The sequence below is a fragment of the Streptomyces monticola genome (genome assembly GCF_042665355.1).
Lineage (GTDB): Bacteria > Actinomycetota > Actinomycetes > Streptomycetales > Streptomycetaceae > Streptomyces > Streptomyces monticola.
In genome coordinates this window covers 128,881-151,461 of sequence record NZ_JBHTCF010000006.1, presented here as the reverse complement: position 1 = coordinate 151,461, position 22,581 = coordinate 128,881, and the positions used below count along the sequence as shown (strand labels likewise).

At 71.9% G+C, this 22,581-nt stretch carries 18 protein-coding genes and 1 pseudogene; 7 read left to right on the top strand and 12 right to left on the bottom strand.

Annotated features, from left to right (window positions below; genetic code table 11):
- Positions 1–2: 2 nt before the first annotated feature.
- Positions 3–1,352: a VWA domain-containing protein gene (locus ACFQVC_RS16605; RefSeq protein ID WP_381831204.1), complete on the bottom strand. Its 1,350-nt coding sequence runs from the start codon at positions 1,350–1,352 to the stop codon at positions 3–5.
- Between the two features lie 322 nt (positions 1,353–1,674).
- On the opposite strand from ACFQVC_RS16605, the gene ACFQVC_RS16600 reads away from it, so the two are divergent.
- Positions 1,675–3,753, top strand: coding sequence for a PhoX family protein (locus ACFQVC_RS16600; RefSeq protein WP_381831203.1), 2,079 nt, complete (start codon positions 1,675–1,677; stop codon positions 3,751–3,753).
- Positions 3,754–3,818: 65 nt separating this feature from the next.
- Here the strand turns inward: ACFQVC_RS16600 and ACFQVC_RS16595 are convergent, their stop codons facing one another.
- Both ACFQVC_RS16595 and ACFQVC_RS16590 read right to left on the bottom strand, forming a co-directional pair.
- Complete coding sequence (locus ACFQVC_RS16595; protein WP_381831202.1) at positions 3,819–4,904, bottom strand: hypothetical protein; 1,086 nt, start codon at positions 4,902–4,904, stop codon at positions 3,819–3,821.
- A 199-nt stretch (positions 4,905–5,103) separates the two neighbouring features.
- A complete protein-coding gene (locus ACFQVC_RS16590; RefSeq protein ID WP_381831201.1) occupies positions 5,104–6,081 on the bottom strand; it encodes a LysR family transcriptional regulator in 978 nt (325 codons plus the stop codon).
- A 231-nt stretch (positions 6,082–6,312) separates the two neighbouring features.
- Here ACFQVC_RS16590 and snpA point away from each other — a divergent pair, with 231 nt between their 5' ends.
- Complete coding sequence (gene snpA / locus ACFQVC_RS16585; protein ID WP_381831200.1) at positions 6,313–6,966, top strand: snapalysin; 654 nt, start codon at positions 6,313–6,315, stop codon at positions 6,964–6,966.
- 25 nt (positions 6,967–6,991) lie between these two features.
- Here snpA and ACFQVC_RS16580 read toward each other — a convergent pair whose 3' ends face one another.
- The gene (locus ACFQVC_RS16580; protein WP_381831199.1) at positions 6,992–8,212 is read right to left on the bottom strand and encodes an ATP-binding protein; all 1,221 of its coding nucleotides are present in this window, start codon (positions 8,210–8,212) and stop codon (positions 6,992–6,994) included.
- Positions 8,209–8,904 (bottom strand): hypothetical protein, encoded by a 696-nt coding sequence (locus ACFQVC_RS16575; RefSeq protein WP_381831198.1) that lies wholly within the window; start codon positions 8,902–8,904, stop codon positions 8,209–8,211. Before ACFQVC_RS16575 ends, ACFQVC_RS16580 begins: the two co-directional genes overlap by 4 nt.
- A 250-nt stretch (positions 8,905–9,154) precedes the next feature.
- On the opposite strand from ACFQVC_RS16575, the gene ACFQVC_RS16570 reads away from it, so the two are divergent.
- Positions 9,155–10,708, top strand: coding sequence for an amidase (locus ACFQVC_RS16570; protein WP_381831197.1), 1,554 nt, complete (start codon positions 9,155–9,157; stop codon positions 10,706–10,708).
- A gap of 134 nt (positions 10,709–10,842) precedes the next feature.
- Here ACFQVC_RS16570 and ACFQVC_RS16565 read toward each other — a convergent pair whose 3' ends face one another.
- The 3 genes from ACFQVC_RS16565 to ACFQVC_RS16555 all read right to left on the bottom strand — a co-directional run bounded on the left by ACFQVC_RS16565 (position 10,843) and on the right by ACFQVC_RS16555 (position 15,781).
- The gene (locus ACFQVC_RS16565) at positions 10,843–12,828 is read right to left on the bottom strand and encodes an FUSC family protein (RefSeq protein ID WP_381831196.1); all 1,986 of its coding nucleotides are present in this window, start codon (positions 12,826–12,828) and stop codon (positions 10,843–10,845) included.
- Between the two features lie 229 nt (positions 12,829–13,057).
- Positions 13,058–14,041 (bottom strand): endonuclease/exonuclease/phosphatase family protein, encoded by a 984-nt coding sequence (locus ACFQVC_RS16560; RefSeq protein ID WP_381831195.1) that lies wholly within the window; start codon positions 14,039–14,041, stop codon positions 13,058–13,060.
- 312 nt (positions 14,042–14,353) lie between these two features.
- Positions 14,354–15,781, bottom strand: coding sequence for an aminotransferase-like domain-containing protein (locus ACFQVC_RS16555; RefSeq protein ID WP_381831194.1), 1,428 nt, complete (start codon positions 15,779–15,781; stop codon positions 14,354–14,356).
- 167 nt (positions 15,782–15,948) lie between these two features.
- On the opposite strand from ACFQVC_RS16555, the gene ACFQVC_RS16550 reads away from it, so the two are divergent.
- Together ACFQVC_RS16550 and ACFQVC_RS16545 are read left to right on the top strand one after the other, a co-directional pair.
- Positions 15,949–16,743, top strand: a complete 795-nt coding sequence (locus ACFQVC_RS16550; RefSeq protein WP_381831193.1) for an alpha/beta fold hydrolase — start codon at positions 15,949–15,951, stop codon at positions 16,741–16,743.
- Positions 16,744–16,818: 75 nt separating this feature from the next.
- Positions 16,819–17,400 (top strand): annotated as a pseudogene (locus tag ACFQVC_RS16545) (Uma2 family endonuclease).
- Between the two features lie 22 nt (positions 17,401–17,422).
- On the opposite strand, the gene ACFQVC_RS16540 reads toward ACFQVC_RS16545, so the two are convergent.
- From ACFQVC_RS16540 to ACFQVC_RS16525, 4 genes are all read right to left on the bottom strand, one after another.
- On the bottom strand, positions 17,423–18,259 hold the full coding sequence (locus ACFQVC_RS16540) for a hypothetical protein (protein WP_381831192.1): 837 nt from the start codon (positions 18,257–18,259) through the stop codon (positions 17,423–17,425).
- A gap of 289 nt (positions 18,260–18,548) precedes the next feature.
- Positions 18,549–19,403, bottom strand: coding sequence for an ABC transporter permease (locus tag ACFQVC_RS16535; RefSeq protein ID WP_381831191.1), 855 nt, complete (start codon positions 19,401–19,403; stop codon positions 18,549–18,551).
- Positions 19,400–20,395, bottom strand: coding sequence for an ATP-binding cassette domain-containing protein (locus ACFQVC_RS16530; RefSeq protein ID WP_381831190.1), 996 nt, complete (start codon positions 20,393–20,395; stop codon positions 19,400–19,402). Before ACFQVC_RS16530 ends, ACFQVC_RS16535 begins: the two co-directional genes overlap by 4 nt.
- A 67-nt stretch (positions 20,396–20,462) precedes the next feature.
- Positions 20,463–21,014 (bottom strand): NADPH-dependent FMN reductase, encoded by a 552-nt coding sequence (locus tag ACFQVC_RS16525; RefSeq protein WP_381831189.1) that lies wholly within the window; start codon positions 21,012–21,014, stop codon positions 20,463–20,465.
- A 216-nt stretch (positions 21,015–21,230) separates the two neighbouring features.
- Between ACFQVC_RS16525 and ACFQVC_RS16520 the strand changes: the two genes are divergently transcribed.
- Complete coding sequence (locus ACFQVC_RS16520; protein ID WP_381831188.1) at positions 21,231–21,671, top strand: SH3 domain-containing protein; 441 nt, start codon at positions 21,231–21,233, stop codon at positions 21,669–21,671.
- 72 nt (positions 21,672–21,743) lie between these two features.
- Positions 21,744–22,124, top strand: coding sequence for a hypothetical protein (locus ACFQVC_RS16515; RefSeq protein WP_381831187.1), 381 nt, complete (start codon positions 21,744–21,746; stop codon positions 22,122–22,124).
- Positions 22,125–22,581: the final 457 nt, after the last annotated feature.

Sequence of the window (22,581 nt, the reverse complement as noted above, 5' to 3'; positions counted from 1 at the left end):
CGTCAGGGGCGCCAGGTGGTGAGCAGGCCCTCGTACAGCTCGGCGTCGGTGAGCTCCTTGGGCACCGGGCCCGCGTGGAAGAACGCCGTGTTCTTCGACTCCTCGTCCGCGTCGAGCTTGCGGAGATAGTCGAAGGCCTTCGCGTCGTGCTCGCCGAACGCGACGAACTGGAAGAAGAGGTTCGCCGGTGCCCCGGTGAGGGCCTTGGTCGCGGCGGTCTTCACTTCCGGGGCGCCGTCGGTCTGGAAGATCACGAGGGCGGGGGCCGTGGGGTCGGCGGACTCCTTGTGCAGCTTGACGACCTCGTCGACGGCCACGTGGTAGTTCGTGCGGCCCATGCGGCCGCAGGAGGCGTGCAGCTCGTCGACGCGGCCTTCGTACTCGGTGAGCGTGAGGGTGCCGGTGCCGTCGATCTCCGTGGAGAAGCAGACGACGTTCACGGTGGCGTTCTCGTCCAGGTGGGCGGCGAGGGCGAGGGCCTGTTCGCCGAGGTTCTGGGCGCTGCCGTCCTTGAAGTACGGACGCATGGACCCTGAGCGGTCGAGGACGAGGTAGACGGCGGCCCTGGTGCCCGTCAGGCCCCTCTTCTTGAGCTCGGCTCCCGCGGCCTTGTAGGCGGCGGCCAGTTCCGGGGCCCGGGCCTTCAGCCTGGCCGGCGAGTAGGCGGGCTTCCCTGCGGGGGCTTGTGCGTGTGCTTGTGCTTGTACGTCGGGCTCGGGCGCTGGTACGTCGGCCTCCGGGCCGGGGGTTTGAGCGTCGGCCTCCGGCTCGGGGGTTTGTACGTCAGCCTCCGGCTCGGGGGTTTGTACGTCAGCCTCAGGCTCGGGCGCTGGTACGTCGGCCTCCGGCTCGGGGGTTTGTACGTCGGCCTCAGGCTCGGGGGTTTGTGCGTCGGCCTCCGGGCCGGGGGTTTGTGCGTCGGCCTCCGGGCCGGGGGTTTGTGCGTCGGCCTCCGGCTCGTCGTGGTGCAACCGGCCTTCGGCCGGGTTGTCGTCCCCACCCGCAGCCACCTGTGCGGATTCGTTGTCGTCCGCGGGTTTCACCTGTGGGGCTTCTTCGCCGTCGGCGGCTGCCGGGGTCTCCGGCTGTGGGGCTTCCTCGGCCTCGGCGGCCGTGGCCGCCGGTTCCTTCGCGTTCGCGTCACGTTCCGTTGCCGGTGCGGGGACCGTGCCCAGGGTCGGGTTGTCGAAGGCCGCCGCCACCAGGTCGTCGACGACCGCGGGCTCCGGTTCCTGCGCGGGCGCGGGCACGGTGGCCTCAGGCGCGGGCGCGGGCGCGGGCGCGGGCGTAGACGTAGGCGCGGGCGCCGGTTCGGTGGACGGTGCCGGCACCGTCGGCTGAGGTTCGGCCACGGGCGCCGTTTCCCGGGACCGCCGTCCGAACGCATTCCGCAAGCGATCCAGAATGCCCATGTGCGCAACCCTTCGCGTGAGTTGATTCCGTAACCCCTGGCCAGGGCGGACACGTAAGGTTAGCCGCCGCGCGGAGCGATCTTGCGGAGGGTCGCCGACCCGTCACCGCCACAGCTCAACTTCCCGTCGTGTGCCGGGGGTTCACCTTCCGTTCACTCCGCTGCCGCCGCCCTGCTGGCCTGCGCGCCTAACGTCACGGCCGAATTCATACGTCAGCATGTCGGCGCGGCGTGCGCCGAAGTCAGTCCCAATGGAGGGAAACGTGCGCAAACTGCTGCCACTGCTCAACTCTGGCTCGCACCCGGGCGGCCGCTCGGCCCTCACCTGCCGTTTCCGCTGCGGTGACGCCTGCTTCCACGAGGTGCCCAACACCAGCGACAACGAATACGCCGGCGATGTCATAGCCGGTGCGCTCAGCCGCCGCTCGATGATGCGGGCCGCCGCCGTCGTGACGGTGGCGGGCGCCGCGGGTGCGGCGACCGTGACCGGTGGTGGCCAGGGCGGGGGCGCGCGGGCCGTTGCCGCCGACGGCGGCGCCGGGACCGGGACCGCCGCGGGCAAGTCGAAGTCCGCCCGCGGACTGCGGTTCGGTGCCGTAGCGCCCAACACCGCCGACCAGGTCACCGTCCCCGAGGGCTATGGCCAGAATGTGGTGATCCGCTGGGGCGAGCCCATTCTGCGCGGGGCCCCGGCCTTCGACCCGGACAACCAGACCGCCAAGGCGCAGGCGGGGCAGTTCGGGTACAACAACGACTTCCTGTCGCTGCTGCCCCTCGGGCACGGCCGGCAGCTGCTCGTGGCGAATCACGAGTACACGGACGAGGTCCTGATGTTCAAGGGGTACGACCCCGAGAACCCGACCCGTGAACAGGTGGAGATCTCCTGGGCCGCCCACGGCCTCGGCGTCGTCGTGGTCGAGGAGAACCGCAGGACCGGCGCGCTGACCGCCGTCACCCGGCACCAGCTCAACCGCCGTATCACCGCGACCACCGAGTTCCGCCTGCAGGGCCCGGCCGCCGGCTCCGACCTGGTGAAGACCTCCGCCGACCCGAGCGGCACCAAGGTGCTCGGCACCCTCAACAACTGCTCGGGCGGCACCACCCCGTGGGGCACCACGCTGCACGGCGAGGAGAACTTCAACCAGTACTTCGCCAACGCGAGCCGGACCACCGACAAGCGCTACGGCCTCGGCACCGGTGCCTCCGAGCGCAAGTGGGAGCGGTTCGACAAGCGCTTCGACGTCGCGCAGGAGCCCAACGAGCCGCACCGCTTCGGCTATGTCGTCGAACTCGACCCGTACGACCCGGAGTCGACGCCGGTCAAGCACACCGCGATCGGCCGCTTCAAGCACGAGGGCGCCACGATCCGGCTCACCGACGACGGCCGCCCCGTGGTCTACAGCGGTGACGACGAGCGCTTCGACTACTTCTACAAGTTCGTGAGCAGCAAGCGGATGCGGCGCGGCAACTCGCGCGCGGCCCGCGAGCACAATATGACGCTGCTCGACGAGGGCACGCTGTACGTCGCCAAGCTCACCGGTGACTCCCCGGCCGAGCAGATCGACGGCTCGGGAAAGCACCCGGAGGACGGGCAGTTCGACGGCAGCGGCGAGTGGATCCCGCTCGCCACGGCCACCGCCGACGGCGCCGAGTCGCATGTCGAGGGGATGTCCGCGGAAGAGGTGTTCGTCTTCACCCGGCTCGCCGGTGACAAGGCGGGCGCCACCAAGATGGACCGCCCCGAGGACATCGAGGCCTCGCCGCGCACCGGCAAGGTCTATGTCGCGCTCACCAACAACACCGACCGCGGCAAGTCGGGCAAGGCGGGCGCGGACGAGGCCAACCCGCGCAACGCCAACAAGCACGGGCAGATCCTGGAGCTGACCGAGCGCCGTGGCGCCGCCGACGCGAAGAAGTTCGGCTGGCTGCTCTTCCTCGTCGCGGGCGACCCGCAGGACCCGGCCACGTACTTCGGCGGCTTCCCCAAGGACCAGGTCTCGCCGATCTCCTGCCCGGACAATGTCACCTTCGACCCGCACGGCAACCTGTGGATCTCCACTGACGGCGCCCAACTCGGCTCGCACGACGGCCTGTTCGGCGCGGCCGTGCAGGGCGGGCGGCGCGGTGAGCTGAAGCAGTTCCTGACGGTGCCGATCGGCGCGGAGACCTGCGGTCCCGTGGTGCAGGACCGCCGGGTGCTCGTCGCCGTTCAGCACCCGGGCGAGGTGGACGGCGCCTCGGTCGAGAAGCCCGCGTCGGCGTGGCCCGACGGCCCCGGCAAGCTGGTGCGCCCGTCGGTCGTCTCGGTATGGCGCAAGGACGGCCGCGACATCGGCGTCTAGGCATAAGAAAGTGGGGCACCCCCCTGCCGTCGGGGTGCCCCACTTTCAGCTTGCGGTCAGGAGATTCAGTTCTCCCGGCGGCCGCGGCGCAGCATCGCGAAGCCGAGGCCCGCGGCACCGGCCGCCGCCATGCCGCCGCCGGCGGCGAGCATCGCGGTGTTGTCCTCGGGAGCGGTCTCGGCGCCGGCCTTGACGCCGCCCTTCGGGACGACCTTGCCCTTCTGGAAGTCCTTGCCGCCCTTGTTCTCGTTCTTCTTCTTGCCGCCCTCGGTCCAGCCCTTCATGGTGCCGTCGGGGTTGAGCACGAAGTGGGCGCCGTTGTGCTGGCCGTACGCGGGCTTGTTGCCGCGCTGCTGCAGCGTGTCCCACTTGATGTACTTGCCGGAGGCCGGGTCCTTGGCCCACATCTCGGCGTCGTAGCCGCCCTTGACCTTGTAGACCTTGGCGTCGAAGCCGGAGCCGCCGAGGTTCTTGTACTCGCGGACGAAGGTGCGCTGGTTGTCGTTGTTGTTGTCGTCGCCCTTGCCGGACTTGGTGATCTTGCCGTCGATCGTCAGCGTGAAGGTGTAACCGGCGATCTTGGTGCTGGCCGTCTTGCCGTTGGCGGCGAGGTTGCCGTCGTGCATCTTGGCCTTCTGGATGTAGGCCTTGGCCGAGCGGGCGGAGGCGTTGACCTGCACCTCGGCCTTCCAGCCGTCACCGAGGTCGGTCCAGCCCTTGTTGACCCAGCCGCCGGGGACCGGCTTGTCGTTGCCGTCCTTGTCCTTCACGCCGGAGACCTTGCCGTCGGCGGAGAGGGTGAAGGTGTAGCCCGTGACCTTGGAGGAGCCCTGGCCGATCTTGGCCTGGAGGCCGCCGCCCTTGTAGAGCTCGGCGTCGTAGCCCTTGCCCGCCGTCTTGAAGATCTTGGCGGACCAGCCGTCGAGCAGGTTGACGGTGTTCACCAGCTGGCGGCCCTGCGGCTCGCTGGTGCGCTGCTTCTCCTGCTCCTTCTCCTTGTTCTGGTCCTTGTTCTGGTTTTGCGACTGGGTCGGGGACGGAGTCGGGACCGGGGAGTCGGCGAAGGCGGTGGCGACCGGCATGGCGGCTATTCCGGCGACGACGCCGGCGGCGATGACGGAGGTGCGGAGGGTACGGCGGGTGGCGCGCATGGTTCGGCTCTTCCTCGTAGCTCTTACTGATGGCTAAGTCGTGTGGGTCGCGCCCCCTGCGGCGGCGACACCAATGAAGCTACGGAGGTCATGTTTGGGTAATGCGTAGGCAATGTAACGAAAACCGGCTATAAGCGGCACACCTTTGTAAAGGTGGAAAACCGGATGAATAGGGGACTAAAGGCCTGGTCAGGGTGGGTCAGGCGGCCCTGCCGCCACCTGCGGCGGGAACCGTATTCGCGCCGTCCGCGCGCCCGCGCTGCAGCCAGTCCCGGTAGCCCGTGGCCTCCCGGGCCGCCTCCCAGTAGGCCGCCTCCAGATCCGCGTAGACCTCGTCGAGCTCCGCCTCCGTGCGTGCGGCGAGCAGCAGCCGTACGCCCAGGGGGTCCCCTTCGAGCGGCCTGATCGCCATATCGGGGCGGGCCCGTGAGGTGGGCTGGCAGACCGTGACCACTTCGCCGGTGGCGACCAGGGTGGCCGCCGTGAGGTAATCCCCGTGCAGGACCCGGGGGTTGAGGCCGGCCGCGCGCAGCACCCGGAGCAGTCCCTCGCGTTCACCGTCGACCGTCGGATCCACCATCCACTGCTCGCCCGCGAGTTCACCGAGCCGCACCACGGGCCGTGCCGCCGCCGGGTGGTCCACGGCGAGCGAGACGAACTGCGGCTCGCGCCGCACCAGGACCCGGTGCCTGAGTCCCTGCGGAAGCCGCAGCGGGCAGCCCTCCACCTCGTGCACGAAGGTGACGTCCAGCTGGCCTTCGGCGAGCAGCCGGAGCAGGGCGTTCGCCGAGACGTCCATATGCAGGGAGATCTCCGCCCGCGTCCGCCGTACCCGCAGCCGGCGCAGCCAGCCGGGGAGCGCGCGGCTCGCCGTGGAGCCGATCCGCAGGTCGGGGCGGTCCCCCGCCTTGGCGGCCGCGGCCCGTGCCTCGGTCACGAGCTCCCGCATCTCGGCGACCAGCGGCCGGGCCCGGCTGAGCAGCACCCGGCCGAGCGGGGTGGGGCGGCAGCCGGTGCGCTCGCGGGCGAAGAGCCGGCCGCCGAGCGACTCCTCGATCCGGCGCAGCTGGGTGGTCAACGAGGGCTGGCTCATGCCGAGTTGGCGTGCGGCCTTGTGCAGGCTGCCGGTGTCGGCGATGGCACACACGGCACGGAGGTGTCGCACCTCGAGCTCCATGCCGTGAGCGTATGGCGGTCACGGGCGTCACACCAGACGTCCAAATCCCCTCAGAAGAGGTGGAGTTGGGGAAGCAGTCGGGCAATTCCGGTCGGTCGGCGGGGTGATAGCCCGGTGCTATCGCCGATTGCCATCATCCCCACGGGCCTCCTGCTCCCCGACACTCACGGGTGACCGCTCGCCCCACACGAGCCGGTCGACGCTCACCTCCCCCACGAGTAGGAGCCCCCCATGCGACTGTCCAAGTCGGCGCTCTCTGCCGCCATCGGCCTCGGTCTCGCCACCGCGACGCTCGGCGTTTCGCCCGCGTCCGCCGTGCCGGACGCGCCCACGTCCGCCGCCACGCCCGCGTACATCTCGTACGAGAAGTCCGGCGAGAACGCCGCCGCCAACAAGGCCTTCTTCGAAGCCGTGCAGAAGTCGGTGGCGAAGAAGCTCGCCGCGAACCCGGGCGCCCAGGCCGTCACCGTCACCTACAGCGCGGCCGGCGCCCCCACCTTCAAGGCCCAGATAGACCGCAGCACCCAGATCTGGAACAGCTCCGTGCAGAACGTACAGCTGCAGGAGGGCTCGAACCCGGACTTCGACTACCGCGAGGGCAATGACCCGCGCGGCTCGTACGCGTCCACGGACGGGCACGGCAAGGGCTATATCTTCATCGACTACACCCAGGCCCAGGAGTACGACTCCACCCGGATCACCGCGCACGAGACCGGCCATGTGCTCGGCCTCCCCGACCACTACGAAGGGCCGTGCAGCGAGCTGATGTCGGGCGGCGGCCCCGGCCCTTCCTGCACCAACCCGAACCCGGACGCCAACGAGAAGGCCAAGGTCGAGCAGCTGTGGCAGAACGGGCTCGTGAAAGGGCTCGGCAAGGCGGCCTGATCGGGCGGTCGTGACGCAGGAGAGGTCACGCAGCGGGTAGGCGCAGCACCGTACGCGCACCGCCGTCCGGTGCGCCGCCGAACTCCAGGGTGATACCGAGGACTTGGGCCTGACCGGCAGCGATGGTCAGGCCCAGGCCATGCCCCTTGCCGCGCCCCGGCTCGCCCGTACGGAACCGCTGCGGCCCCTGTTCGATCAGGTCACGTGGATAGCCCTTGCCGTGGTCGCGGACCTCGATCACCGGCCCGTCCACGGTCACCTCGACCGGCGGGCGGCCGTGGCGGTGGGCGTTGGTGAGGAGGTTGGCGAGGATGCGGTCGAGGCGGCGGCGGTCCGTCTCCACGACCGCGTCCCGCTCCACCCGGACCTCCGCGGCGAGGCCCGTGGCGGCCACCGCCCGCCGTACCAGCGCGCCGAGTTCGTACGGAGCGAGCTCCGCGGTCTCCGCGCCCGCGTCGAGCCGGGAGATCTCGAGCAGGTCCTCGGTCAGGGAACGCAGCGCCTGCAGCCGGTCGTTGATCATCTCCTTGGGGCGTCCGTCGGGCAGCAGCCCGGCCGCCGCGACCATGCCGGTCAGCGGGGTCCGCAGCTCGTGCGCGACATCCGCCGTGAACCGTTTCTCCGTCTCCAGGCGTGACTGCAGCGAGGCGGCCATGGAGTCGAGTGCCCCGGCCACGTCCCGTACCTCGTCATGGCCCGCGCGCCCGCCGCGCCCCGCCTTCATACCGACCCGGGCGTCCAGATCGCCCTCCGAGATCCGCCGCGCGACCTGCGCCGTGGTGCTGAGGCGGCGGCTGATCCGGGTGGCGAGGAAGATCCCGGCGAGGGTGACAACACCGGCGGCGAGCAGCGCGGAGCCGAGGATGGCGGTGTCGATGCTGGAGAGGCGGTCGCGGGTGTTGCGGTAGGAGGACCAGACGGCGAGCGGCTTGCCGTCGGCGGGGACCGCGGCCCACATGACGGGCTGGCCCTTGCGCATGCCGACGATGCTGCCCCGCTCCCCCTTGGCCACCAACTCCCGCAGCTTGTCGGGGAGTTCGGGCGGGTCGAGCTCGGTGTTGCTGTTGCTGGTCGAGGTGCCGTACTCGTAGTTGGCGATGGCCGTCTCCAGGTCCGCGTGGATCTCCTTGCGGACCTCGCCGACGGTCTGCCGGGCCACCACGTTGTGCACCAGGACGCCCAGGACGGCGGCGACCGCGCAGGACACCGCGGTGATGGTCAGGGCGATCTTCCAGCGCAGACTCATGAGCCCGCCTTGGGGCAGGGGCCGTCACCGGAGCTGAGGGAGCGGCACTCATCGAGCGTCAGGCTCCACAGGGCCATGGTTCCGTTCTTCTCTTCCCATACGTAGTCGGAGACGCTCACGTACTGCGAGTTGCTGGTGGGCTCACGGATGGCGAGGTGCCCGGCGGCCACCTCGACGCCCTCCAGGACACCGCGGCGGGCCAGGATCCGGGTGACGGTCCGCTCCTTGGCCGTGTAGACGCGCAGTTCGCTGGTGCGTCCGTCGATGTCCACGGCGGTGATCAGCTCGCCCTTGCCGTCACCGGTCAGATCGTGGTGCACGGGCTCGCGCACCGGGCAGTCGTCGCCGGAGCAGGCGGCCATCAGCTTCACGGCGCGTGCGTCGACAAGCCGCCCCGAGCCGCGGTCCTGCGCGCCCGAGGTGGCGATATCGGCCTTCACCACCGCCAGCGCATCGGCCTTGCGCATATCGCCCGAGGCCACCTCGGGCACCCCGGGCACGGCCGCAGGCCGGCCGGGACGCTGCTCGGGGGCCGCGGGGGCCGGGGTGCTGTCCTGCCAGAGCCTGAGGGGCGCGGTCACATCCTCCAGGGGCCCGTCACTGTGCAGCCCCTCCGCGTCGGCACACCCGCTGAGGGCGCCGAGGAGGAGCCCCGCGCAGAGGACGGCGGCGCGCCGGGAGGCCTTGACCATGGGTCCATCGTGGCGAGCGCGCCCGCGGGGCACTCGGTGGCTGGGCCGTACGGGCCAATGGGACGTACGGGCCCACGGGACGGCGGGATGCGGACGGACCGCGGACGGACCGCGGATAGATCACGGACGGATCGCGGACGGATCGCGGGCGTATTGACGGGGCGTCGCGGCGGGCCTTGGATGCAGGGGGCACGGACTTCATGACCGGCACGGACTTCGGGTGCGCCGGACGGCGCGGGGAGCGGTTCGTATGGATGCAGCGGGCACGGACGCAGCGGGCACGGACGCGGGGAACGCGGCGGCGGACGCCATGGACGGGTCCGGCGGGGACAGGTCCGGCGGGGACGGGTCCGGCGGGGACGGGTCCGGCGGGGACGGGCTCGGCGGGGACGGGCTCGCCCTGGCGGCGGCCGTCCGCAAGGGCGAGGTCAGTCCCGTCGAACTGGTCGAGCGCGGCCTTCGCCTGATCGAGGCGTACGACGACAGGCTCGGCGCCTTCGTCACGGTCACCGCCGAGCCGGCACTCGCCGAGGCGCGGGCCGCCGAGCGGCGGATCGCCGCGGACGGGCCCGAGGGCCTGCCGCCGTTCTTCGGCGTACCGACCGCCGTCAAGGACCTGACGCCGACGGCCGGCATCCGCACGACCTTCGGTTCACGGGTGTACGCGGACCACGTACCCGACGCCGACGCGCACAGCGTCATCCGGCTCAAGGCGGCCGGGGCGATCAGCCTGGGCAAGACGAACACCCCGGAGTTCGGTCTCACGGCCTTCACCGAGAACACGGTCCGCGGCTCCGCCCGCACCCCCTGGGACACCACGCGCTCCGCGGGCGGTTCGAGCGGGGGCGCGGCCGCCGCGGTGGCCGCGGGCATCGTGCCGTTCGCGCACGGCAGTGACGGCGGCGGCTCGATCCGTATCCCGGCGAGCGCCTGCGGCATCTTCGGCCTCAAGCCGTCCCGCGGCCGGATCAGCCCGGCGCCCGACGCCAACGTGGCGGGCCTCGCCGTGGAGGGGCCGCTGACCCGGACGGTACGGGACGCGGCGGCGCTGCTCGACGCGCTCGCGGGCCCGGCGCCGGGCGACTCGTACTGGGCACCGCCGCTGCCGCCGGGAGAGACCTTCCTGCCGTACACCGAGCGCGACCCGGGGCGCCTGCGCATCGCGCGCTTCGCCGACCTCGGCCCGGACGGCGGCAGCGCCGACCCGGACTGCCTGGCCGCGTACGAGGAGGCGACGCGGCTCCTGGTCTCGCTCGGCCACGAGGTCGAGGAACTCCCGAACCCCTTCACACAGGGCCTGAGCCGGCTGTTCTTCGCCACCTGGGCGGTGCAGTCGCTGCGGATGCCGGTACGGGAGCAGGACGAGCACCTGCTGCTCCCGGTGACCCGGTGGTGGCGGGCGCGCGGCCGGGAGATCGAGGGGGAGCGGTTCTACGCGGCGCTCGCCGGGCTGCAGACGCTGACCCGGTCGGTGGTCACGGCCCTTCAGCCGTACGACGCCGTCCTCACCCCGACCCTCGGACTGCCGCCGCAGCCACCGGAGTTCTTCGCGGCGGCCACGGAGGACGAGGTGCTGGGGCTGCTGCGCCGCCAGACCCTGTTCACCCCGTACACGGGCGGCTGGAACGCCACAGGCCAGCCCGCGGCGTCGCTGCCCCTGTACTGGAACGCGGCGGGCCTGCCCATCGGCGTGACCCTCGCGGGCCGCCCGGCGGGCGAGGCGCAACTGCTGTCCTTGTGCGCACAGTTGGAGGCGGCGAGGCCGTGGTCCCACCGCAGGCCTGCGGTGTTCGGGCTGCGGTAGGCCTGCGGCTCAGCGGATCGGTAGTGCCCCGAAGGGGCGCGGGGCTGTGTCGATATGCGGCTCCGCCGCGCGGGCGCGACCAGCCACGACGCACCTGCAGATGGCACACCGGCCGCCCCGCCAGGGGCCATGTCTTACGGTCCACTCGCCGGCGCGGCCAGCGCCCGCGCCGCCAGAACCTCCTGGCGCAGTGGCGTGAGAACGCTGTCCCCGTCCGCCGGAGGCAACGGCTCCGCGCCCGCCCGCGCGCCCACCCGCACCTTCGACTCCCGCAGATCCTCGGCCAGTTGCTCCAGTTCGAGCGCGAGTTCCTTGGACTCGGACGGCTCCGGCCGCGGCGCTCCGTGGCGGATCCGGACGCGGGCCGCGGTGGTCGCGTCCACGACCCGTTCCAGGGCCACGACAAGCGGCCACCACGCGGCGGCGCGCGGGCCGACCGGCGGCGGTTCGGTGAGGGCGCGCTGGAACTCCGTACGGACGACGGACAGATCGCGGTAGAGGCGGCGGCGCATCCGGGCGCGGGCCGCCGGGTCGGGGACGCCGGGCGTCGCCGGGTCGAGGAAGGCGCACTCGACATAGCGGGCGGTGTCGGCGACGGCGTCCGCGAGCCGGTCGCCGATCCGGGTGCCCCAGCTCTCCGGCCACAGCAGATAGCCCGCGACCAGGGCGATACCGCAGCCGATGAGGGAATCGTACAGACGCGGGGCGAGCAGCGCCGCGCCCTGGTGGTTCAGGACGTCCGAAAGGAGCAGGATCACCGGGGTGATCGCGGCCGTCTGATAGCCGTAACCCCGGGGTGTCAGAGCCGGGATGAGGGGCGCGAGGACGAAAAGCACGGGCACGTCCCACCAGCCGCGCGGCACCTGCGAGAGGACCGCCGCCGCGAGCACCAGGCCCGCGGCGGTGCCGAGCGCGCGCAGCACCGCCCGGGAGAACACCGAGCCGAAGTCGGGCTTCATCACGAAGGTGATGGTCAGCGCCACCCAGTACGAGCGCGGCACCTCGATCAGGGACACCAGGGCCTGCGCGATGCCGATGCACAGGGCGAGCCGCAGGCCGTAGCGCCAGGACGCGGCGGAGAGCAGGACGTTGCGGGCGGCGCGGCGGGCGCGTTCGCGCAGTGCGGCGGGGCGGCCGAGACGGTCGTCGACATTGCCCGGGTCGGTGTCGGCGAGGATCTCGGCGGCGTACCGGACCGAGGAGTCCACGGCCTGGGCGGCGTGCCCCCGCGGCCCCTCGGGCAGGCGCAGATCCACGGGCCCGGTGGCGCCGCGCTCCACGGCGGCCGCCAACGCCCGTACCGCCGCGGGCACTTCGGCGGGCAGCGGCCGGCCGTGCTGGTGCGCGGCGGGGGCCGCTTCGACGACCGGGATGAGGGCGTTGAGCTGGGCGAGGAGGCGGACGAGATCGCGGTTGCGGCCGTGGTCGCGGGCGCGCCGGGCGAGCACGAGGTCGTAGGCCTGGTTGAGGGAGTGCGTGACGTCCTGCCGGGCGGCGGCGTACGCGTCCGAGTCGGCGCCCGCTCTTTCTAGCAGGTCCGCCACCGTGCGGTACGTCCCGGCGACGGCGGCCCGCTCCGGCACCCCCGAGCGCAGCGGCCAGGCGAGCAGCGCGAGTACGAGTACGAGGAGGCCGCCGCCGGTCATGAGCAGCGGCGCGAGCCACCAGTCACCCGGCATCGGAAGGCCCGCGCCCACCACGGAGTTGAGCAGCAGCAGAAGCCCCGACACCGAGGCGACGGCCCCGATCGTGGAGATCATCCCGGAGACCAGGGCGATGGCGGTGACGACGGCGACGGCCAGCCACCCGTGCCCGTACACGAGCGTGCCGAGGGTGACGCCGACGGCGCCGAAGCACTGCGGCACGGCGATGTTGTAGACCCGCATGCGGTACGAGGTCGCCGTGTCGCCGATGACCCCGGACAGGGCGCCCATCGCGGCGATCGCGCCGTAGGCCGGGTACCCGGCGGCGAGACCGAGGGCGAGCGGCAGCGCCATGCCGACCGCCGCCCGCGCGACGGCGGGCCAGGGGACCGGCGCGGCCTGGGGTTTCAGCGAGCCGAGGCTCCGGACCAGCCACTCGGGCGGGGCGAGACGGGCGGCGGGGGACTCTCGGGGCATACGTCCATTATGTTCGCGTCGTCCGGGCGCGGAGCCTGCTCGGGTCGGGCGCGGGGTTCGTGGTGTGGGCCTTGCCCGGGTGGTGCGGGTCGGGCGCGGGTGGTGTGGGCCTTGCCCGGGTGGTGCGGGTCGGGCGCGGGGTTCGTGGTGTGGGCCTTGCCCGGGTGGTGCGGGTCGGGCGCGGGTGGTGTGGGTGCCCGGACGGGGCCGGGATCTTCCCCCGCCGCGCTCAACGGCTCCCGTACAGCGTGAGGTCCACCACCAGTGACCGGTGGTCCGTGCCCGCCAGATCGAGGAAGCGCGCGTCGTGCGCCGCGAAGTCCCGGCTGACCAGGACGTGGTCGATCTGCGCGCCGAGCGGCGGCGCCGTCACGCTCGGCCAGGTCGGGGTCCGCGAGCCGCCCGCGAGCCGGGTGCTGTCCCGCAGCCCGGTGTCGAGGATGCGGCGGAACGCGGCGTGGTCCTGGCTGGCGTTGAAGTCCCCGGCCAGCACGGTGGGCGTGCCCGCGCCCTGCGCGGCGTAGTCCCGCAGCGCGCCCAGCTCGGACCGCCACAGGTCGACCCCGCCGGGCACGGGCGGCATCGGGTGCGCGAGCTGCAGCCGTACGTCGTGCCCTTCGACCTCGGCGACCGCCCCCGGCATGCCGAGTGTCCCGGCGACCCCCGCGGCCGGCCTCAGCGGATACCGGCTGAGGACCGCGGAGCCCTCGGCACCTGTGGCCTCGACGAGGCTGCGGTGCGGAAAGCGGTCCCCGAGCCGCTCCTTGAGCGCGGTGGAGCACGGCAGATCGCATTCCTGCACGAACACCAGGTCGGGCTTCTCGCGGTGCACGGCGGCGATCAACTCATCGGTGGCGCCGCCGAATTCGACGTTGGACGTGAGGACGCGCAGCTGGGCCACCGGCGCTCCGGCGGGGCTCGCGGCGGCTCCGTACGGCTGCAGGAACCAGCCCGTCACGGCCAGGACGAGCACGCCCCAGGCCATGCCGGTGCGCCAGCGCGCGAGGGCGGCGAGGCCGAGGGCCACGGCTGCGGGCACGAGCAGCCAGGGCAGGAACGCGAGCAGCTGGGGGACCGGGGTGACGGCGTCGGCGTCCAGGGCGCGGCACAGCAGGACGACGGTGAGCCCGGCGAGGGTGACCGCGGCCGCCCAGAGCGCGGGCAGGCGCCAGGGCCGCGCGCGCGGCGGGGTGTTACGCGGCGCCCGGACCATGCTCCTCGCGGTACCCGTGTCCGACTCCGGCTCCGACTCCGAATTCGGCTCCGACTCCGGCTCCGACTCCGAATTCGGCTCCGTGTCCGCCTGTGTCTCCGCCTGTGTGTCCGTCTCCGACTCCAAGGGTGCGCCCGCGCCTTTCATCGCTCCGGCCTTCGGTCTGCCGGTCTCCACTCCTCCGGGACGATCGCCCGTTCTCCGGGACGATCGCCCGTTCTCCGGGACGATCGCCCGTTCTCCGGGACGATCGCCCGCTCCGACGTTCTCAACGCGCAGAGTGCCCCGAATTCTCCCTCAGAGACGGGGATTTCAGGCGCAGGGTTGCGCCGCCACCGCCGCGAGCGTCCGCAGCGCCTCCCGCAGCACGTCGTGGGAGGGCGAGGCGAGGCCCACGCGGACCGTGTCCGGCGTGGTGTGGGAACCGGCGGCGAAGGCGGCGCCCGGGGTGATGGCGATGCCATGGGCGGCCGCTGCGGCGGTGAAGGTCTCGCCGCGCCACGGTGCGGGCAGCCGCCACCAGGCGTAGTAGGCGTGCGGATCGGTGCGTATGTCATGGCCGTTGAGGCCGTTGAGGCCGTCGGGACCGTCATGGCAGCCGAGGCCGTCGGGACCGTCATGGCAGCCGAGGCCGTCGGCACCGTCATGGCCACCGAGGCAGTCCCGGACGATCCGGTGCCGGGCCGCCGCGTCCGCCCGCTTGGCGGTGGCGAGCCGGTCCACGGTGCCGTCCGTGATCCAGCGCGTGGCGGCCTCCAGGGCGAACCGGGACGCGGTGGTGCCGGCGGAGCGCAGGGCCGCGGCCGTGCGCTCGACGTCGGGGGCGGGGACGGCGAGCAGGCCCACGGACAGGCCGGGCGCCACGCGCTTGGAAAGGCCGTCGACGACATGGGTGCGCTCGGGGGCGTGGGCGGCGAGCGGCGCGGGCGCGCCGGGGTGCAGGAAGGACCAGATCCGGTCCTCGATCACGGGCAGATCCAACTCCCGTGCCACGGCGGCGAGTTCAGCACGCCGTCGCTCGGGCATCGTCACGCAGGTCGGATTGTGCAGGGTCGGCTGTACGTACAGGGCGCTCAGCGGCGCACTGCGGTGCGCGGCCGCCACCGCGCCGGGCCGGAGCCCTTCGGCGTCCATGGCGAGCGGCACCAGGGTCACGCCGAGGCGGGCCGCGATCTCCTTCACCACCGGATACGTCAGCGCCTCGACGCCGACCCGGCCCCCGGGGCGGGCGAGCGCGGTGAGGGCCGCGGCCACGGCCTGCCGGGCGTTGCCCGCGAAAAGGAGCTGCTCGGGCTCGGGGTGCCACGGCCCGGACGCGAGCAGCCGTGCGGCGGCGGTCCTGGCCTGCGAGGTGCCCGCCGCGGCGGCGACCTGGGTGGCGGCGGCGAACACATCGGGCCGGAGCAGCGGTTCGAGACTCGCGCTCAGAAGCTCCGACTGGCCGGGTGCGGACGGGTAGTTGAGCTCCAGATTGATCTCGGCCGGTCCTGTCCGCTCGGTCAGGGCGCGCCCCGTCGGCTCCGGCACGGCCCTGACGAAGGTGCCGCGCCCCACCTCGCCGACGACGAGCCCACGGCTCACCAGCTCGCCGTAGACCCGGCTGGCCGTGGACGGGGCGATACGGCGGCGCCGGGCGAAGAGCCGCTGCGGGGGCAGCCGGTCGCCGGGCTTGAGCCGCCCGCCGGCGATATCGGCGGCGATCGCGTCCGCGATCCGCCGGTAGTCGTCGAAGCCGCGCATGCCGTCCGCCCCTGTTCGCCGTGTACGTGTCCCACCGTGCTCCCCGTACCCCCGGGTACCCCCGTACCCCCGGGTACCCCCGTACCCCCACCCCCGTACCCTCACATTGCTCCGAGAACAAAGCAATGCATTGCACCGATCCAATACCCCCTCCTACGCTCCTGACCATGGCAAACGCACTGCTTCCCCACGGGATCACCCTCGCCTACGACGACCTCGGCGCAGCCACCGCGCCTCCCGTCGTCCTGGTCCACGGCCACCCCTTCGACCGCACGATGTGGGCGCCCCAACTGGCCGATCTGGCAACGGACTTCCGGGTGATCGCCGCAGATCTGCGCGGCTACGGCGGCTCGACGGTGGTGCCCGGCACCACGGAACTCTCCGTCTTCGCCCGTGACATCGAAGCGCTCCTGGACCACCTGGGCATCGAGAGGTTCATACTCGGCGGCCTCTCCATGGGCGGCCAGATCGTCATGGAGTGCGCCCGGCTCTTCGGGGAGCGGATCGGCGGCCTCGTCCTCGCGGACACGTTCCCGGCGGCGGAGACGGAGGCGGGCAAGGAGTGGCGGCGCGAGCTCGCCGGGCGGCTCGTACGCGAGGGCATGCGGGGATACGCCGACGAGGTGCTGTACAAAATGGTCGCCCCGCACGCCGATGCCGAGGTGGCGGCGCACGTCCACCGCATGATGACCGCAACCGACCCCGAGGGCGCGGCGGCCGCCCTGCGCGGCCGCGCCGAACGCCCCGACTACCGCGAACTCCTCACCCGCGTCACGGTTCCGGCCCTGGTGGTGGTCGGAGCCCAGGACACATACACGCCGGTGGCGGACGCGGAGGCGATGCACGCCGCGCTGCGGGATTCCACCCTGTGCGTGATCGAGGGCGCGGCGCACCTGCCGAACCTGGAACGCCCGGAGGAGTTCAACAAGGCGCTGCGGGGGTTCCTGTCCGCGGTTCTCTGATCAGCGATCGGTGATCGGCGGGCCGCCGTGGAGTGAGGGCACGGACCCGATCCGGGAGGAGACCGCGCGAGCGTCATGGAAGAGCATCGGTCCACCATCCTGACCCAGGACGAATTCGAGGAACTGGCTCGCCAGGCCATATGACTGAACGAGGCGCTGCGGCTGGAGTTCGGCAACGGGAAAATGGGGGTCAAGGCTGTGCCGGACGGGGACCGTGGGCGGATCATCGCGTGGCTGTCGCGGCTGTGTATCCAGGCCAACTCGGGCTGGTGGCTCTACCCGGAGCAGGGGCTGCGGGTAGAGGAGTACCGCAGGGGCAACGCCCGCCCGGACGGCACCCTTGTCCCCATCGACGCTTTCGTCGGCCAAGGTGAATGGGCCAGCCCCGACGGCGTCCTGATGGTGGTCGAGGTCACCTCCCGGGACCCCGACACCAATCAGCGTGACCGCGTCGAGAAGCCCCGCGCCTACGCCGAGACCGGCATCCCCGTCTACCTGCTGATCGACCGCGACACTTGCGAGGTCAAGGTCCACTCGCAGCCCGACGGCCCGCGCTACGAGACGGTCACGACCGTCCCCTTCGGCAAGACGCTCACCCTGCCGGACCCCGTGGGCGTCGAGCTGAACACCGAGCCCCTCAAGGACTGGGCGAACTGAGGATGTGGGGGCGGTCCCGCGTTCAGGCGCGCCGCCGTCCCCACCGGCTCCACCACCCGAACCGTCCGCCCGCCCAGGCCGCGAGGGCCACGAGGAGGCCGACCGCCAGGATCACCCAGGCCGCTGTGCGCAGGGAGGACGTCAGGGCGTCGTAGACCGCGGCCACGGCGGGGCGTGAGACGTCCGGGGGAAGGTCGTCGAGGGTGAGGCTGCGGCCGATGGCGAGGGCGGCGCCGAGTGCGGCGGCGCCCGCGGCCATGCCGAGCGCGGTGGCGGTGACGGCGCGGCGGCGGCGTACGGCCAGGGCGATACCGGCGACCGCGCACAGGGCGGCGGCGACCGGCAGCCAGATGCCCGCGACCTGCAGCATGTGGAACCCCTTCCGCAGATTGCCGAGGTCCTGGGCGTTCATCACCGTGACCTCGGTGTGCTCGACCGGGATCCGGCGCCCGAACGGCACGCCGTCGTCCGTGAGTTGCTGCTTCACCTGCTCGGTGATGGGGGCCAGATCGATGGTGACGGTGTCGCTGTCGCCGTTGTTCAGGGCCTCCTGCACCGCGTCGTGGGCGGCCCGGTTCGCGGCCTCCCAGGCGGTCTTGAAGGCCTTGGTCTCTGTGAAGGACTGCACCGCGTCGTTCACGAAGGTCTCGACGGTGCCCTGCAGCGGGCCCACATCGATCTGCTTCATGATCTCTTTGGTCACCGCGTCGGCCACGGCCCCCTGCACCGCGGGGTCGGAGGCGAGGGGCGCCATCGTGGCCACGTAGTTGTCGGTGTCGCCGATCTCGTACTTCGCCCAGGTGGAGAGCGCCCCCAGCGGGGTCAGCAGACAGGCGAGCACGAGCAGCGCCGCCGACACGACGGCGCGCGCTCTGCCCGCACCGGCCGCACCGGCCGCACCGGCCGCACCGGCCGCACTGGCTGTTCCGGTCGTTCCGGTCGTTCCGGCTGTTCCCCGAGATGTCCGCACCCGTCCAGGCAAGTGCCGCACCTCCGCCACCGCGACCGGGGCTGCTGCGCACGAGTGGCCGGGCAACACGGGTGGAGCACCCGGTCTCCTTGAGGGGCGCACGCGCGGGGGCCGGAGCGCCTGATGCGCGCTCCGGCCCCCGACCCCCGTGCCCCCGTAGTCAGTGGTCGTCGTACGGCTACTTGCGGTTGTAGAGCCGCATCGTGACCGGTCCGAAGACCGCGATCAGGACGACCGCCCAGCCGATCGACCAGGCGAGCGCCGAGCCCGGCCACTCGCCCTGCATGAAGCCCCGCACCGCCGAAGCGACATGCGTGATCGGGTTGTTGTTGACGAACGCCTGCAGCCAGCCCGGCATCGTCGAGGTCTCCACGAAGATGTCACTGAGGAAGGTCAGCGGGAAGATCACCATCATCGAGACACCCATCACCGACTTCTCGGTGCGCAGCATCAGACCGAACATGGTCCAGATCCACGAGAAGGCGAACGAGAAGCCGACGAGCAGGGCGACGCCCGCCACGACGCCGAGCACCCCGCCGTCCGGACGGAAGCCGAGGATCAGGCCCACCGTCAGGATCACGAGCGAGCCGAGGACGTAGCGCAGCATGTCGCCGAGCAGATAGCCGACCATCACCGCGGGCCGCCAGATCGGCAGCGTACGGAAGCGGTCGAAGACGCCCTTGTCGATATCGGTGTTGACCGCCACGCCCGTGTACATCGTGATCATCACGATCGACATCACGAGGATGCCCGGCAGCAGGTACTGGATGTACTCCTCGGGCGAGCCCGCGAGCGCACCGCCGAAGAGGTACGTGTACATCAGCACCATCATGATCGGGAAGGCGGTGACATCGAAGAGCTGCTCGGGGACGTGCTTGATCTTCAGCATGGCCCGCCACCCGAAGGTGACCGAGGCCGAAAGCGCACTGGGCCGCGGTGGCCTCTCCTTCGAGATGAGAAGTTCGGCGAGCGACTCGGTGGAGACCGGGGCGAGCTCTTCGGTGCTGGTCGTGGTGGTGGTCGCGGTGCTCATGCTGCCGCCTCCTCGGGCGCGGTCGTGCTGTCGGTCAGGGCGAGGAAGACCTCGTCGAGGCTGGGCTGGCCGAGGGAGAAGGTGTCCACGGTGATGCCGGCGCGGGCCAGCTCGGCGAGCGCGCGGGACGCCTTCTCGGATGCCCCGCGGCCATTGCTCGCGGCGTCGCCCACGCGCGCGGTCAGCGCCAACGGGTCCGCCTCCAGCTGTACTTGCGCGTCAAGCGTGAGCCGCAGGATCTGCTCGGCCTCGACCCGCTGCGCGGCCTCACGGAGCCGCAGATGCACCGCGCCCGCGCCGACCGACGCCTTCAGCTCGCCCTTCGTGCCCTCGGCGATCACCCGGCCCTTGTCGATGACCGCGATCCGGGACGCCAACTGGTCTGCCTCGTCCAGGTATTGAGTGGTCAGCAGGACCGTCGTGCCCTGGGCGACGACGGCGCGCACGATGTCCCACACCTGATTGCGGCTGCGCGGGTCGAGACCCGTGGTCGGCTCGTCGAGGAAGAGCAGATCGGGGGTGTTGAGGATGGACGCGGCGATGTCGATACGGCGCCGCATACCGCCCGAGTAGTTCTTCACCTGCCGCCCGGCCGCATCGGTCAGCCCGAAGGCCTCGAGGAGCTGCTCGGAGCGGTCGGCCGACGCCTTCTTCGAGTGGCCCATCAGGCGGCCGAGCAGAATCAGGTTCTCGGTGCCCGTCAAGTCCTCGTCCACGGAGGCGTACTGGCCGGTGAGGCTGACCCGGCTGCGCACCGCGTCCGCCTCGCGCACGACGTCGCGGCCGAAGACATGGGCCTGGCCGCCGTCGGGCCGCAGCAGAGTGGCGAGCATCTTCACTGTGGTGGTCTTGCCTGCGCCGTTGGGGCCGAGGACGCCGTAGACCGTGCCCGTGGGAACGGACAGGTCGACGCCGTCGACAGCGCGGTTCTCGCCGAAGGTCTTCACCAGACCCGCGGTTTCGATGGCCAGGCCGGTCGTCTGGTCGCTCATGTCGTCCGGTCCCTTCTTGTGCGTTGTGTACGTGTTGTGCGTTGCGTACGTGGTGTTGTACGGATGATCAGGAGGTGTACGGGCGTACGGCGCGGGCCTCGCGGAGTGCGAGCCCCCACCAGACGAGCTGGTCGAGCATCGTGGTGACCGCCCGGTTCTCGGGGTCCTGCGGAAGTTCGTCGACGAGGTTCAGACCGACGCCGTCGCGCAAACTCATCGCCCGCAACTCCGTGAACACGGTGCGCAGTTGCTCGACCGCGTAGAGTCCATGGCTGCCGTAGCCGTAGCTCACGAAGGCGACCGGCTTGGCGTGCCACTCGTCGTAGCCCAGGTCGATGGCCTGCTTGAGGGCGGCGGGGAAGCTGCGGTTGTACTCGGGCGTGACGATCACGAACGCGTCCGCGCGGTCGAAGTGCCGGGTCAGGCGCAGCGTCGCCGGGGTCGGTGACGCGGGGTGACGGACGGGCAGATCGGGGTGGTCGACCAGGTCGAGCACATCGAGTTCCAGATCGTCCCGCTTGCCCGCACGCTCCAGGAACCAGTGCGCGACGGTGTCGCCGACGCGGCCCTCGCGGACCGAGCCGATGATCACGGCCACTTTGAGCGGGTCCTGCGCCATTGCCGTCCCACCTCCCTCCCCGTGCCCCGTGCTGAGCGCTGTTGTGCCGTCACCTTCAGGGCGCGAGAGCCTGCCGCGCGGCCGCCAGATCGAATCTGGCGGCTCCGGCGGCCCGGCGGCCCGGCGGCGCCGCGCGCGAAGGCCGTGGCGGGTGTTTCCTGGAAGAGGGGAAGGGGGGTTCCTCCCCGCGAGGGGACGGGGCCGAGGAGGCCGATCATGCTCAAGTCCCGGGCCTTGCGTACCTTTGCCGCCTGCCTGCTCGCCGGCGGCGGACTGACCGTCTCGGCGGCGGGCACAGCGTCCGCGAACAACGACGGCGGTCCCATCTGGGGCCGGGTCGTCTCGCACGGCGAGATCAATCTGCGGGCCGACCCCAACACCGGTGCCGCGATCGTCGGTTCACTGCCGCCGGGCAGTCAGGACCGGATCGAGTGCGCGACCTTCGGCAGCCATGTCAACGGCAATCCGTACTGGTACTGGCTGGGCGGCGCCCGCGGCTGGGCCAGCGGCGCCTTTATGAAGCCGGAACGGCAGGCGCCGATGTGCGGCAACAACAACCAGGGAGACCAGCACAACAACCAGAACCACAACCAGTGGCAGCACACCAAGGACCAGTGCTGGTGCAAGCCCCAGGACCCGTGCCGCCACCAGCACTGAGGGTTCGAGTTGCCGGTCGCCGCCGCACGTTGTGCCCTGGTAGGGGCAGGGGGTGACAGAGAGGACGAGCTCATGGCTCACGCCGCACCCACATTCCGGGCCGGGGCCGCCGCACGGTCGACGGCCGCTGTGGCCCCGCTGCTCGCCGTCGTCTACGGCGTCTGGGCCGCGGGCATCCACCGGGCCGCGGGCCCCATCACCACAGGGAACGTGCTCTTCGGCGTCCTCACGGGCCTGATCGCCGGCGCCCTCTACCTCGCCGCCCGCGCCCTGGCCCCGCGCCTGCCACGCGAGCTGCGCGCCTTCGTCTGGGGCGCCTACGCAGGGGTCGCCTTCGGCTACCTCTACAGCCTGACCGGCGCGAGCATCCTCAGATCGATCGGCAACGCGGCCCTGGTCGCGGGCGCGGTGGCCTGCGCGGTCTTCTACCGCTATTACTCGACCGAGGATTAGACGCGCCCCGTAAGGGGCGCGGGGCTGTGCCGATATGCGGCTCCGGCGCGTGGGCGCGACCTGCCACGGCGGACTCGCGGGTGATGTGCTGCAGCTCGTGCGGGGCGTCGATCCGCGGGAAGTGGGGCTGTGCCGATATGCGGCTCCGGCGCGTGGGCGCGACCTGCCACGGCGGACTCGCGGGTGATGTGCTGCAGCTCGTGCGGGGCGTCGATCCGCGGGAAGCGGGGCTGTGCCGATATGCGGCTCCCGCGCGTGGGCGCGACCTGCCACGGCGGACTCGCGGGTGATGTGCTGCAGCTCGTGCGGGGCGTCGATCCGCGGGAAGTGGGGCTGTGCCGATATGCGGCTCCGGCGCGTGGGCGCGACCTGCCACGGCGGACTCGCGGGTGATGTGCTGCAGCTCGTGCGGGGCGTCGATCCGCGGGAAGCGGGGCTGTGCCGATATGCGGCTCCG